Raw genomic sequence first — 12,151 nt, 5'->3', positions numbered from 1 at the left:
GAAAGCCTGTTCGGGAGGTTGCTGTGCCCCGATGTGGTGCTGGCTATCAGCCTGTTCTCGGCTTGCCAAGGGGCGCGGGCGCGGGGTGTGGCAGCGGGCGGCGCCAATCGGCCCGTGTGGCGGCGGGCGGCTCGCCGGCGGTGATCAGCTGGGCAAGCAGGCGCTGGCCCTGCGGCCAGTCGCCCAAGCCGCTGCGTGCGTTGACGTGGCCCACTTCGCCCAGGTCGGCAAAGCGGCTGCCCCAGTCGCGCGCCAGGGCAATGGCGCTGCGCGGGGAGCAGAAGGGATCGTTGCGGCTGGCGGCGAGGATCGAGGGGAAGGGCAGTTCGCCGCGCGGGCAGGCGGAAAAGCGCGCCAGTCGGGGATCGAGGCCGGGCCGGTCGACATCGGGCGGGGCGACCAGCAGCGCGCCGACCACCCCGCAGTCCGGCCCCGGTCGCTCGTATTCGGCCCACCAGGCGACGGTCAGGCAGCCCAGGCTGTGGGCCACCAGCACCACCGGCCGATCGGCGTGATGGATCGCGAGGTTGAGCTTGTTCACCCAGGTGTTGCGGTGGGGATCGTCCCACAGGCCCAGTTCGACCCGGGCGGCATCGGGAAGGGCCGCTTCCCAGCGGCTTTGCCAATGGTCGGGGCCGCTGTCGTTCAGGCCGGGGATGAGCAGGACTAGCGGGGGGCGGTCGGGGCGCGGCGGCGGGGTCAGGTGGCGGGCCATGGGCTGGTCTTCCGTGGAAGGATGATCACTCGCCGGTCGACTCGGTCTGCGTTCCGGCCCGGCCTCGATAAACTCAATCTAAATAGTAGACAATAGTTGCGCGATGAACGGTGCCGCAATTGCCGCCCAGTCGCCGCCCCGCCGCCCCGCCGCCACCCCGCCGCCGCCGGGCCGCCTCAGTGCATCGTGCGGCCCCCATCGGCGGCATAGGTCGCGCCGGTGATGTAGGATCCCATGTCGCTCAGCAGGAAGGCGATGAGGCCGGCGACCTCGATCGGCTCGGCGGCCCGGCGCAGCGGATAGTTGGCGAGGAAGGCGGTGCTCGCGTTCGGATCGTCAAGGATGAAGGCGTTCATCGGCGTGCGGACGAAACCCGGGCACACGCTGTTGACCCGGATCTTCGGCGCGAATTCCATGGCCAGCGCGCGGGTCAGCCCCATCAGCCCGGCCTTTGAGGCGGCATAGGCCGAGCCGCCCGGCCCGGTCGGCCGCAGCCCCACGCCCGAGGCGATGTTGACCACCGAAGCCCCGGTGCTTTCCAGCAGCCATGGCAGGGCGGCCTGGACGATCAGGAACGGGGCGGTGAGGTTGATCCCCAGCATCAGGTTCCACTCGGCGATGGTCATCTCGCGGGTGGGCGATGTGCGGCCGAGGCCCGCGCTGTTGACGATCCCGTCTATTCCGCCAAGCCGCTCGGCCAGGGCGGCGATGGCCGGGGGAATCGCGTCGGACCGGGCCAGGTCCAGCGTCACGGCATGGCCACCGGTCAGCCGGGCGACTTGCTCCACACCCTCGGGATTGACATCGATCAGCCCCACCATGGCGCCGCGTTCCGCCACGAATTCGGCGACTGCGCGCCCGATGCCCGAGGCTGCCCCCGTCACCACGATCCTGCGCCCGGTGAAGTCGAATTCCGACTTGTGATCCATTGTCAGGTTCCTCCCGCTCATCTCAGACCGTCGCCACCGGCGTCACCGGCGAGCCCACCGCGCCGGGCAGGCGCAGGGGCGGCGCGGTCAGGAAGCACGCCGAGCGCCCCTCTTTGAGCAGCCAGCGCGAAAGCTCGCCGGTCCGCCACATTTCGCCAAGGTGGATCCCCAGCTTGAACAGGCACAGGTCATGGAGCGGGGCCATCGAGTGATCGCACCCGGCCGAGCAATCGGCAAAGCCGAAGCCTTCCACGCCGATATTGTCGGCACAGATGGCGATGAGGCCGCAGTCGCGCACCCAGTCCCGCAGGGCCGGATCGCGCCCGTCGAGCACGGCGCCGACCTGGTCCATCGCGCGCGGATCGGCCTCGCCCCTGGCGGCGATCAGGGCATCGTCGAAGCCGGTGTGGAGGAGCAGGAAATCGCCTTCGCGCACAACGCAGCCCTGGTCGGCCATGGCCCGCTGGAGGTCGGCATGGCCGACCCACGTGCGCCCCGGCCCGAAGGCCTCGACCAGGCTGACCACCACCGCGCGGCCCTGGACGCCTGCCGTGGCGAGATTCTCGATGCCCAGCGCGCGGGCCACCGGCGGCTGGTCGCCCTCCGGCGCGATGATCGCCTCGCCGGCGCGGTAGCCGTTGTAGTAGACGATCTCCTCGATGCCATCATCGTCGGCATCGAAGCGCATCCCCATGTGGGCCAGCGAATCCCACTGGGTGGAATATTGGGTGCACAGGATCACCCCGTCGTCGCAGACCACCCCGCGCGGATTGTCGGTGCCGAAGCCGATCGGCAGGTTGTACATCGCCTGGCCGTCGTGGCTGGTTGTGGCGAACAGGCGGGGCGGGCGGCGGAACTCGGTGCCCTTGCCCCAGCCGGGCAGGTCAAGCGGGAGGCTGAGGGTGAAGGCCAGCCCCTCGCGGATCTCGGCGGCCCCGGCCAGCCGGCGCTCCGGGGTGAGCAGGTTCATCCGGCCGATCTGGTCGTCCGCGCCGAAATCGCCCCAGTTGGCGCCTTCCGGCCGCCGCTTCCATCGCCGCCCGCTGTCCATCCCGCTGCTCTCCCGCGCTTGTCGTTGCGGACGAGGATAGCGCAGCCCGGCGCCAAGTCCACGCGGCGATCCCGCAGGCAAAGCGGTGCGGGGGCGGGGCGCAACAAAAAACCCCGGCGAACCTTGCGGTTGCCGGGGCTTTTTGAATGGTGGGCGTAGGAAGGATTGAACTTCCGACCCCTGCGATGTCAACACAGTGCTCTACCACTGAGCTATACGCCCTTAGCATCCAAAAACGGCTGAAATCCGTGCTCTTCGAAGCTCGTCGTTGCCGTTATACCGGCTCGCTCATGATAGCAACATCGGACTCAGTGTGATTCTTTTGTGACCCGGTCTCTGGGCCATCGGGAGGGCCAAAGATTGAGTAGGCTATCTCGCTTAGCTCTCCGAAGGCTTCTGAGGGCAGCCGATCCCAAAAGTCAGGAGCGGTCAGAAACTCAATGAGCTTTTGCATGTCTTTGGACCTCAGGTCGGGCGAGAGGTAGGACTCAAGGGAGCCCTTACTAAGGATGTAGATGCCCTTTTGCTTCTGCCCATTTAGGAACTGTGAGAGTTCCGCCTTTTGTTCGTCCCTCAGGGCTTTCGGCAAGGAGCGACGCTGAGCTTTAATGTATTCCCATATCGAACTGGCTTGACCCCAGTGCCCAGTTGTCATGGCAGATTCGATGGCATTCACCAGAGAATCGCCATCAACGCTTCCACCGTCTTCTATGACTTTCTCTTTGATCTTCTTCGTATTCGTCTTGAGAAGACCCCTTAGGCTATCCGTGCCAACCTGCTCAATATAATCCAAGTCGGCTATGGTGACGAACGGTACTGCACTTGCGTGAAGAACGCTCTCGTAGGCTGGGAACAGGCCCTTTCCGCCAACGCTGACTACTTCGTAAACGACGCTGGGGTTTGGGATTAAGTGCTTGAAAATGGCTTCAAAAAACACCCTGTCCGAAAGGCCCTCAACAAGAATAACAAGGTCGGCGAAGAATATGCGCTCGTTGTTATGGCTATTAACAATGCTCAACAGGTGCTTGCCGTTAGGCAGGGACGACGTATCCAGCCGAACGATATGGCTGCTTTGATCTTCTGAATAAACCCTTGATACGTAATTAATGGAACTTGGCGACACAAAAGTCGGCGAATGGGTTGCAAAGAGGAACTGGTTCCCTGTCTCGTTAGCGAGGTTCTCAAATAGAGCTAACAATATCGATTGCCAACGAGGATGAAGATGCAGTTCTGGCTCATCGATCAGAATAAAGGCATCCCTGACATTGAGGGCGTAAATAGTGAATAGATAAGTTAATAGCTCTCTTTCGCCAGAAGAAGCTCTTCCTATGTAGAATTTAGATCCTTGCTTACTTAGTTGTATGTCGTAGGCGTTCTTGTTGTCGTTCGTGCATATTAAATCCCATTCATATCCAAGGTTCTTTAGGGCCTTAGTGAGTTTCACCAAATTAGGCTCAGACTTGAATACGGATGCGGCATCACCTTTGTCTTTTCCAAGCAATTTTCTGTGCCGTTGTGCCATTCTGCCTATAGCAACCTGCACCAATGAGAACTGCGTCCGTGACGTTGCTATATCGCTGTGCCGCTTTTGTTCGTAAGCGTTATAACCAGCGAGTTCGATGCTCGAAGTGAGGGGGTTGGCCGAACGATTGATAGGGAGATAAATCATAGGTGTAGACAGTGAGCTTAGCTCGAACTCGTCCCGAAGCTGGCTATCGGTCTCGTATATTTTTAGGAATTGGTGGAAATGTATGGCCGCGTCTTTGTCCTGCTGGGGATAAACAAGAGCATTGTCACGCAGAGTGTATACAAACCTCTGTCCCGCTTTGAGGGCCGACAAATCCCAGTCTTCGGTTAACTGATATTGTAGGTTGGCATAGCGATATTTCGCCATGTCCATCAATTTATATGCATCAGTCTTGAGAGAAGTCATGGCTTTGATATCGCTCTCTGACGTCTCTACTTCGATTTCAATAACCTGTGGATCATTAGGTCGGGCGCTGTGCTTTTCTAATATGAGTTGGTTCAATGCATCGTTGTGGCGGAATTCATAACGCTCGACCTGCTCCGGCGATGGGGTGTGCACCGCATGCATCGATGCAAATAGGTGCTTTCGCAGCATGATGACCGCTGCGTCCAACAGGTTGGTCTTGCCGCTACCGTTCGGCCCTATGAGGATGCTGATATCACCCTCTGAATGGAAGTCGGTGCGGTCTTTGAAGCTCCGAACATTGTCTAGCGTTAGGCGGCGTATGTGCATGGGCGCGACGTTAGCCGCTTAGCCGTTAACATCGCAAGGGCGGCGGCTCGTCGTTGTTGGGTATACCTATCAGAGACATTCATTGAGACATGATTGAATGTCTCATTAGGGTTGCGAATCGGCTTATGAGACGATATTAAGTCTTGGTCTAGAGGCTATTGAGACAAGGTGTCGTTATGCTGATCGGTTATGCAAGGGTAAGCTCATCGGGCCAGTCGCTTGAGGTTCAGCTTGACGCATTGCGCGCTGCTGGTTGCGATAAGGTCTTTCAGGAGAAGAAGAGCGGCGCCAGCGCGGACGGTCGGCTAGCCCTTGCCGACGCCATCGATTTCGTTCGGGAAGGTGATACCCTTGTCATCACGCGCCTAGATCGGCTGGCACGTTCATCGGTAGACCTGCACAACATCATCGCCCGGCTAAATGCGAAGGGCGTAAAATTTCGGTGCCTTCAACAAGCCGGGGTCGATACGGATAGCGGCATGGGCAAGCTGGTGCTGGCAATTCTTGGTGCTGTTGCCGAGTTCGAAACCGATATCCGTAAGGAGCGCCAGAAAGAGGGTATTGAGAAGGCCAAGGCAAGGGGCGTTTACAAGGGACGCAAGCCTTCGGTCGATATTAACGCCATCCAAACCCTGAAAGATGAAGGCATCGGCCCTAGCGAGATTGCTAAGCGATTGGGTATCGGTCGGGCCAGTGTCTACCGGGCCCTAGCTGCGGCGTCATAAATATCTGAAAAAGCCTCATATGAGCCGCTACAGCGCGAATAGAGGGGTCGGATAGGCGAAGGCAGCCTTGCCCTTCACAATCGCCTCTATGGCGAAATTTTCAATCAGCCAGTGTTCGCTATATAATTGGAAGTCCTACTAGATTTACGATTGCAGCTAGTCTTGTCGATTCTGACGACACCCCCAATTTACCCTAAGGTCACACAATGAAGCAGGGCCAGGAATCCTCCTATGCCTGCCTTTGGTGCTGAGGCCAGCGAAGAGGGGCGGCTGGAATGTTGGGGTAGCCGATGTCTGCAATCGGAATCAAAAAGGGGCGCCGCAGCGCCCCCCTTGCTTTGCTTTCAGAGCAGCTTGGTGACTTCGGCACCTGCCAAGGCCACGATGTAATCCGTGCCGATGATCAGCAGAATGTAACCAAGGGATCGGCACGCATTGATCAGGTCCGACTCCTCAATCGCCCGAAGGGCTCGGTTGCGATCAACACGACCTACGCCGCCCGCCTTGAAGTTGGTGCTTCCAAACAGTTCATTTAGCATTTGATTCTTAGGTATAGTAATAGTCATTATATCTCCATATGATGTTTTCAACCGATGCGCTCTGCATCGGTCATCGATCTATACATGAGGGAATTATTGAGTCAACTTCTAGTAATTTAGACGATTATGGGTCTATTTGTGAGCGACTTATACTAATATTATGCACCTTGTTTCTGGCCGTCCCCTTGCGTCAATTTGATGAGTTTGCCATGACGTTGAGGCAGCCAGGAAAACTCCGGCTGTGGGGCGTGGAATCCCCTTTGTTGCGTAGCTCGGTCGAGTTTTCTCGCCTGGGTGACCGCTGCGTATGTCCAAGGCCTCGCGCCCAAAGGTGGCGGTGCCCCGGGCTACGCACGGGGATTCCAACACCCGGCTTCGGCTGGGTAATGCCTCCAAACCGTAGGGGGGCATATGGCAAGCATCACCGGTGCGGTTGCGAAGTTAATGGGGCCAATAGCCGGACCCGAACAGGCGGGCATCAGGGTCGCAGTTGCTGCCGCTATATTGGTGGCTGGCGCTGGGTCGGCCGGCGCCGACGAGCTTTCTTCTCAAACGGAGGGGAAGCTTCTCGCCGCTTGCATCAAGCAAGCTGCAGCAGACAATCCGGGCCCAGACTTCACCAAAAAGTATGCGGCCGTAGAGGAATGCCAGAAGGCTCACCCCTATACGTATGACAAGGCATCAAGTGCGGTGCCACCGTTCACTGAACCGGATCAAAATGCGATGCGCTCGGCGGCTGAGCGATATGTCAGATCAATGCTTGTTGATCCAGACTCCGCAAAGTTCGAGTGGCCATATGGCTTTGTGAATAGTTCGTGGAAGAGGCTGTTTGGCAAGCCAATCGTTGGTTACATAACTTGCGGTAAGTTAAATTCGAAAAACAGAATGGGTGGGTATGCCGGTCAGAGTTGGTTTGTCGTGGTAATGGACGGGCAATCCGTATCTTTTGCTGACATCGGGAGTTCATCTGGAACCGGGTTTGATCTGGTCGGCGGAGCTTGTGAGAAATCCGTCACTCGATTCCCCCCGCCGACGTATTCGGACGTTGCTCATGTGGAAGGTGATACGGGTGACGCGACTAAGTCTATTGTGGATCAACTTGTTAAACTCGATGATCTAAGAAAAGACGGAGTCATAACAGAGGAAGAATTTTCTAGAATGAAAGCGACTTTGATGGGCCGGTAGTCACAGTCCTTTGCAAATTTTCCACTTATTCGCCTTGCCGAGCGTCACGCGGCCACTTTCAGCCCTAGGTCACCCGTAATAGGCAAATGCTTCCAAATGCGCACTGCGGGCAAATTTCGGCATATACTCCGCGCATCGGCAGCTACATACCCGTTCGGTAGTAGCGCCCCTGAAACTGCGCAGGGTTTCCTCGACCGTTGCCTTGCGCAGTTTCAACAGCCAATTGCTAGGACGTAGACTCATTACGCGGCACACCAGATGCGGGCGCAGATGAGTTTGACGGCGGCAAGATAGTTTTCGGGACACTTGTCGTAACGGGTGGCGATGCCCCGGAAGTGCTTGATGCGGCTGAAGAAGCGTTCGACCAGATTGCGCTGGCGGTAGAGCCAGCCCGAGAAGGGGAAACGCTGCTTGCGGTTGGAACGCGATGGGATGTTGGCCCAGGCACTCTTGGCTGCGGCGGCTTCGCGGATGGCGTTGCTGTCGTAGCCCTTGTCGGCCAGCAGTGTGGCACCTTCGGGCATGGCATCAAGCAGAGCTTCGGCTTCTTGGCTGTCGTGGACCTGACCGCCAGTCAGGCGCAGTGCGACGGGACGACCGTCAGCGTCAACAAGGGCATGGATTTTGCTCGTGAGGCCGCCTCGGGAACGTCCCATGCCGCGATCTCCGCCCCCCCCTTTTTACCCGTCGCACCGTGCTGGTGAACGCGGACGCAGGTAGAGTCGATCATCACGATTTCGCCATCGAAAGCAGCGGAAACCGCTGAAAGTAGCCGGTCCCACACCCCGGCTTTGCGCCAGCGCACGAACCGATTGTAGCAGGTCGTCGGGGGACCATAGCGCTCCGGCACTTCTGCCCATGGTGAGCCGGTGCGGAACCGCCAGAGAATACCATTCAAGACCCGCCGGTCATCGACGCGGGGGACACCGCGAGGCTTGTTCGGTAGCAGCGGCCCGATAATCGACCATTCCCCATCCGTAAGTTCGTATCGCCGCCGTGCCATCAAGCCTCCATCGCAATGGAGTGCCTGAATCACGCAAACCGACAAACCTCAAGACCGCTTATGAGTTTACGTCCTAGTTTCCGGTCATGGAATTTTGGCTGCAGAGTAGCGCACCAGCCGATGCCCTACTTTTTTTATACCGTTCTCCTTCATGAATGCGATCACAGCTGGCCGCGTCCACATGCGCTTGAGGTACTCGGAGTCCTTACCGCCACACGCAAGGTAAAGCTCCTTGAGGTTGATCGATATCGGGCTGGCCTCGAATAGCCGGGCCATTGTTTCGAGCATAAGGCGTTCCTTCGGCAATGGGGGCTTAGGAACCGGCTCCCAATCGATGATGATGCAACCGGGCATTGCCTTGGCAATAAGGGGTGCGCGGTGCGCCCGGTCAGCGGTGATCAGGTAGATTGTGGCTGCACCGGCTACGCCGTCCTTAATATTACGGACGTTCGAACGACACGCGGCCTGATAAACATGGTGGACGAACTCGCCGTCGCCAACCAGCTTAACGCCTCGCTGGTCAAGATTGGTGAGCTTGCCGACCGCCGCCGCATACAGGGCTTCGTTAGCCGTCTGCCCATAGTGCAAGCTACCGACGATCACGACGTTCTTGATTGTGCGGAAATCGTTCCGGCCAAGGTGCAAACCCCAGTGTAGGAAATTAACCGGCGCAGGATTAGTCAGCATGGGGATCAACTCGGACTCGATGCAAAATCCCGGCTGGCCCTCATAGCCGGGCTGTTTCATCGGATGGATCACCAGCCACTCTTCATCGGGCTTGCTGTTGATAGTGGCCGCAATCACGCCCACAATCTTGGCACGATCCTTGGCATTGCCCCGAAGGGTGGTCTTGTTGGCCCCCTTGCTCCACCAGTTGAACGTAACGTGCGAGTAGTCAGCGGCAACAGCGGGTAAAAACACTACATTGCCCGACCGTTCCGCCCATAGCTGGTAGGGGTAACGTGCCCGCGCCGAAGCTACCCTGTTCGAGCATCCGCCGCCGTGCTTGTTCATGGGTAACAAACAGCACCCGCGCCTGATCGGCTTTGCCTCGCCCTAGCCCCAGCTTGGCATAGTTCCGATCCGGTGAAAGACAGGCGTAATCGGCCTTCTCCAAGCCGCACCCGCTGACATAGGTGTCAATCTCTTCCAGCGTCGGCAGCATGATGATCGCGCTGCCACCCTCCTCGAAACCGCGATCCTTCCAATCCCGGATAAAGGCTTGAACGCTGGTAGACTTCCCCGACCCGCAAGCAGCAGGAAGGATATAGAAGCAGGGCTTACAGGTTCCCGTAAGACTCTCTTTCATAACCCTTTTTAGAACCGAGAATGGATTCTCGGTTTTTAACTCCGGGAATATGGATGAGGAATAGGTTGAACAGGTATAGAATTCATAGTCAAAACCAAAATCAGAATAAAAATAATCATTAAGCATTTAAATCAATATCCTTCTCCGTTTGAAAACCAGACACCCATTCCCTTATAGAAGGGTGCCGGTTTTTCATTGGAGGCAGGGATATACAACGGAAGATATCATGAGAAAACAGTCAGTAATTTTTTACTGGTATGGTATACTTAATTCGTATTGTTACTTAATTTTTAAACCCATAAAGCTGATTTTATTTCTGTTTTTTCGAATTGTTTCAGATAAATATCCAATCCTATCTGCGGAACCTAAAAAGCCGCAGGCATTTCCCGGACCAGAAGGGTGGTCTTGACCCTTGAAGACCATCAAGATAAACCCGGATCGGAAGCAAGTCCTATATTTATCTAAGTTTAGATAAATTTAGGTTATGGGTTGAGATAAATATTAATATATTTTTAAAACATCTTAATTAAGTTCAAAAATTAACATCGATCCCGAAGCGTTATGACGCAAAAGTGCGGGTTAGATATATGAATCAAGGGGTGGGAAAGGCTCGATAATCAGCAATCCGGCACAGGAAGCTTGATCGTCACACAAAGCCTAAACTCCAACCTCTTGCTCCCATGATCGACCTGCCAACTTCCGAGCTAAGTCTGCCGGTCGTAAATGAGTATAGCGAAACAGCATCCTAGGATCCCGGTGACCGCTAATAACCGCAAGCTCGACGGTGCTAAGACCCATTTCAGCGAAACGGCTAATCGCCTCATGGCGTAGGTCGTGGAATCGGAAATCAATCAGGCTTGATCGCCGTTGAACTCGTTTCCATGCCAGCTTGAACGCATTGATGGTAATGGGAAACAGCCTGTCGTCCGCTCCTTGTTCTCCCTTTCTGCATTCCATTGACCTGATAATTTTAATCGCAGCATCGGTGAGGGGGATGACACGCGATTGCCCGGTTTTTGTCACCGGGATGAACGCAGTTCGCCGATGTAGATCGATAGCTGACCAACGTAGGTCTAGAACCTCTTGTCTGCGTAAGCTGGTGTGGATTGCTAGCCGGACGGCTGGGGCGACGAATGGATTCCGATTGCTGGCTAATGCTCTTTCCAGCTTTCCTAATTCCCCTCCTTCCAAGCGCCTGTCTCGGGCATTACCGATCACTGGTAAGCTGACTTTCTTGAGCGGGTTAATTGACAGCGGCAAACCCCACTCGCGCATGGCAACATCGAACAGGTGATGCAGGAGGCCGAGTTCCCGGCGCACAGTTCCAGCTTTTACACTGGCCAGCCTTTCGTTGCGGTATTCCGCTAAGTGGCCCGGCTTTAGGTCACGAATTGCTAATGCGCATATGGGATGCCGTTGGAGTTTGCGAAGGCGTTTGGATTCTGAATCCTTGCTTCGCTTCCGTGGGGTCACCTCAAGCAGGTAACGATCTAGGAGGCTGTTCAGGGTTTCGGTCTTAAGCGCGTGATCGCAGACTGGAAGATTGCCCCTATCGATTTCGGCTTCCTGATCCCGCGCCCATACCTCCGCTTCGGATTTGGATCGGAAGGTTCTGGACCTAGGTGCATAGCCCTTGCGTCTGACCTGCACGGACCAGCCGGTCTTCCGTTTGGTGATTGTCGCCATTCATAAGCTCGCTGTGACAAATTTGTGTTGCGAGCTTCGTTCGGCCCATCCTCATGTTGACGGCGCACCATGAGGATGTCCCCCGAAGGGGAGGATTTCAGCCGTTTTCTGTTAGGAGGCGAATGGTGGGCGTAGGAAGGATTGAACTTCCGACCCCTGCGATGTCAACACAGTGCTCTACCACTGAGCTATACGCCCGATCCATTCGAACCGCCCGGCCTCTCGGCTGGGCAGGAGGGCGCCTTTAACGAGGCACTTGGGGCAAATCAAGGCGATTTTGTCGGGGGTGGCGGCGCGTCCGGTTTTTCCCGTCGCACCGGCCGGTTCAGATCTGAAGGGAATCGGGCGCGCTGAAGATTCGGTCCACTTCGAGCACCAGGTCCTTGAGGTGAAAGGGCTTGGACAGAACCTTGGCCTGGGGCGCCTCGCGGCTGGCCTTGAGCGTGACGGCGGCAAAGCCGGTGATGAACATCACCTTGGTCTGCGGGCTCATCTCGGCGCAGCGCTGGGCCAGTTCGATGCCGTCCATCTCGGGCATGACGATGTCCGAGAGCAGGAGGTCGAAGTGCTCGGACTGGAGCAGGGGCAGGGCGGCGGTGCCGCGATCGACCGCGGCAACCGAATAGCCTGCATTTTCAAGCGCCCGGGCCAGGTAGGTCCGCATCGCGTCTTCGTCTTCGGCAAGGAGAATGCGGATCATCTATGGGCCTGTTCGCGGGAATTCGGGCACGGCCGATCGGGCATCGACC

The 12,151-nt window shown here is 57.1% G+C and carries 12 protein-coding genes and 2 tRNA genes; 2 read left to right on the top strand and 12 right to left on the bottom strand.

Annotated elements, in window-relative coordinates; all coding sequences use genetic code 11:
• Positions 1–46 precede the first annotated feature (46 nt).
• The 5 genes from ACFOD9_RS04350 to ACFOD9_RS04330 all read right to left on the bottom strand — a co-directional run bounded on the left by ACFOD9_RS04350 (position 47) and on the right by ACFOD9_RS04330 (position 4,955).
• A complete protein-coding gene (locus ACFOD9_RS04350) occupies positions 47–715 on the bottom strand; it encodes an RBBP9/YdeN family alpha/beta hydrolase (RefSeq protein WP_379508861.1) in 669 nt (222 codons plus the stop codon).
• 176 nt (positions 716–891) lie between these two features.
• Positions 892–1,644 (bottom strand): SDR family NAD(P)-dependent oxidoreductase, encoded by a 753-nt coding sequence (locus ACFOD9_RS04345; protein WP_379508860.1) that lies wholly within the window; start codon positions 1,642–1,644, stop codon positions 892–894.
• Between the two features lie 22 nt (positions 1,645–1,666).
• The gene (locus ACFOD9_RS04340; protein WP_379508859.1) at positions 1,667–2,695 is read right to left on the bottom strand and encodes a cyclase family protein; all 1,029 of its coding nucleotides are present in this window, start codon (positions 2,693–2,695) and stop codon (positions 1,667–1,669) included.
• 147 nt (positions 2,696–2,842) lie between these two features.
• Positions 2,843–2,917, bottom strand: a tRNA-Val gene (locus ACFOD9_RS04335).
• A gap of 52 nt (positions 2,918–2,969) precedes the next feature.
• Positions 2,970–4,955, bottom strand: coding sequence for an AAA family ATPase (locus ACFOD9_RS04330; RefSeq protein WP_379508858.1), 1,986 nt, complete (start codon positions 4,953–4,955; stop codon positions 2,970–2,972).
• Between the two features lie 176 nt (positions 4,956–5,131).
• On the opposite strand from ACFOD9_RS04330, the gene ACFOD9_RS04325 reads away from it, so the two are divergent.
• The gene (locus tag ACFOD9_RS04325) at positions 5,132–5,680 is read left to right on the top strand and encodes a recombinase family protein (protein ID WP_379508857.1); all 549 of its coding nucleotides are present in this window, start codon (positions 5,132–5,134) and stop codon (positions 5,678–5,680) included.
• Positions 5,681–6,024: 344 nt separating this feature from the next.
• On the opposite strand, the gene ACFOD9_RS04320 is transcribed toward ACFOD9_RS04325, so the two are convergent.
• Positions 6,025–6,246 carry a hypothetical protein gene (locus ACFOD9_RS04320; protein ID WP_379508856.1) on the bottom strand — a complete coding sequence of 74 codons (222 nt, stop codon included), beginning with the start codon at positions 6,244–6,246 and terminating at the stop codon, positions 6,025–6,027.
• A gap of 384 nt (positions 6,247–6,630) precedes the next feature.
• Between ACFOD9_RS04320 and ACFOD9_RS04315 the strand changes: the two genes are divergently transcribed.
• The gene (locus ACFOD9_RS04315) at positions 6,631–7,404 is read left to right on the top strand and encodes an SHOCT domain-containing protein (RefSeq protein WP_379508855.1); all 774 of its coding nucleotides are present in this window, start codon (positions 6,631–6,633) and stop codon (positions 7,402–7,404) included.
• Positions 7,405–7,646: 242 nt separating this feature from the next.
• Here ACFOD9_RS04315 and ACFOD9_RS04310 read toward each other — a convergent pair.
• The 6 genes from ACFOD9_RS04310 to cpdR form a co-directional block, all read right to left on the bottom strand.
• Positions 7,647–8,407, bottom strand: a protein-coding gene (locus ACFOD9_RS04310; protein WP_379508854.1) for an IS5 family transposase whose coding sequence is annotated in 2 segments (ribosomal slippage) — positions 7,647–8,071 and positions 8,071–8,407 — 762 coding nt in all. Because the reading frame shifts where the segments join, the coding sequence is not laid out codon by codon here.
• A gap of 84 nt (positions 8,408–8,491) precedes the next feature.
• Positions 8,492–9,328, bottom strand: a complete 837-nt coding sequence (locus ACFOD9_RS04305; protein WP_379508853.1) for a hypothetical protein — start codon at positions 9,326–9,328, stop codon at positions 8,492–8,494.
• Positions 9,303–9,842, bottom strand: a complete 540-nt coding sequence (locus ACFOD9_RS04300; RefSeq protein WP_379508852.1) for a hypothetical protein — start codon at positions 9,840–9,842, stop codon at positions 9,303–9,305. Before ACFOD9_RS04300 ends, ACFOD9_RS04305 begins: the two co-directional genes overlap by 26 nt.
• Before the next feature lie 531 nt (positions 9,843–10,373).
• Positions 10,374–11,402, bottom strand: a complete 1,029-nt coding sequence (locus ACFOD9_RS04295; RefSeq protein WP_379508851.1) for an integrase — start codon at positions 11,400–11,402, stop codon at positions 10,374–10,376.
• Between the two features lie 123 nt (positions 11,403–11,525).
• Positions 11,526–11,600, bottom strand: a tRNA-Val gene (locus tag ACFOD9_RS04290).
• Between the two features lie 127 nt (positions 11,601–11,727).
• The gene (gene cpdR, locus ACFOD9_RS04285) at positions 11,728–12,102 is read right to left on the bottom strand and encodes a cell cycle two-component system response regulator CpdR (RefSeq protein ID WP_379508850.1); all 375 of its coding nucleotides are present in this window, start codon (positions 12,100–12,102) and stop codon (positions 11,728–11,730) included.
• Positions 12,103–12,151 lie beyond the last annotated feature (49 nt).

The sequence above is a fragment of the Novosphingobium bradum genome (genome assembly GCF_042646485.1).
Taxonomy (GTDB): Bacteria; Pseudomonadota; Alphaproteobacteria; order Sphingomonadales; family Sphingomonadaceae; genus Novosphingobium; species Novosphingobium bradum.
Note: the sequence above shows the minus strand (reverse complement) of the source record. Positions and strands in the feature narration are given on the sequence as shown.

Bases quoted from the DNA above. Each gene is read 5' to 3' on its own strand.
- ACFOD9_RS04315 (WP_379508855.1), top strand. From the start codon at position 6,631: ATGGCAAGCATCACCGGTGCGGTTGCGAAGTTAATGGGGCCAATAGCC.
- ACFOD9_RS04345 (WP_379508860.1), bottom strand. From the start codon at position 1,644: ATGGATCACAAGTCGGAATTCGACTTCACCGGGCGCAGGATCGTGGTG.
- ACFOD9_RS04295 (WP_379508851.1), bottom strand. From the start codon at position 11,402: ATGGCGACAATCACCAAACGGAAGACCGGCTGGTCCGTGCAGGTCAGA.
- ACFOD9_RS04350 (WP_379508861.1), bottom strand. From the start codon at position 715: ATGGCCCGCCACCTGACCCCGCCGCCGCGCCCCGACCGCCCCCCGCTA.
- ACFOD9_RS04300 (WP_379508852.1), bottom strand. From the start codon at position 9,842: ATGCTTAATGATTATTTTTATTCTGATTTTGGTTTTGACTATGAATTC.
- ACFOD9_RS04330 (WP_379508858.1), bottom strand. From the start codon at position 4,955: ATGCACATACGCCGCCTAACGCTAGACAATGTTCGGAGCTTCAAAGAC.
- ACFOD9_RS04340 (WP_379508859.1), bottom strand. From the start codon at position 2,695: ATGGACAGCGGGCGGCGATGGAAGCGGCGGCCGGAAGGCGCCAACTGG.
- ACFOD9_RS04320 (WP_379508856.1), bottom strand. From the start codon at position 6,246: ATGACTATTACTATACCTAAGAATCAAATGCTAAATGAACTGTTTGGA.
- ACFOD9_RS04325 (WP_379508857.1), top strand. From the start codon at position 5,132: ATGCTGATCGGTTATGCAAGGGTAAGCTCATCGGGCCAGTCGCTTGAG.
- cpdR (WP_379508850.1), bottom strand. From the start codon at position 12,102: ATGATCCGCATTCTCCTTGCCGAAGACGAAGACGCGATGCGGACCTAC.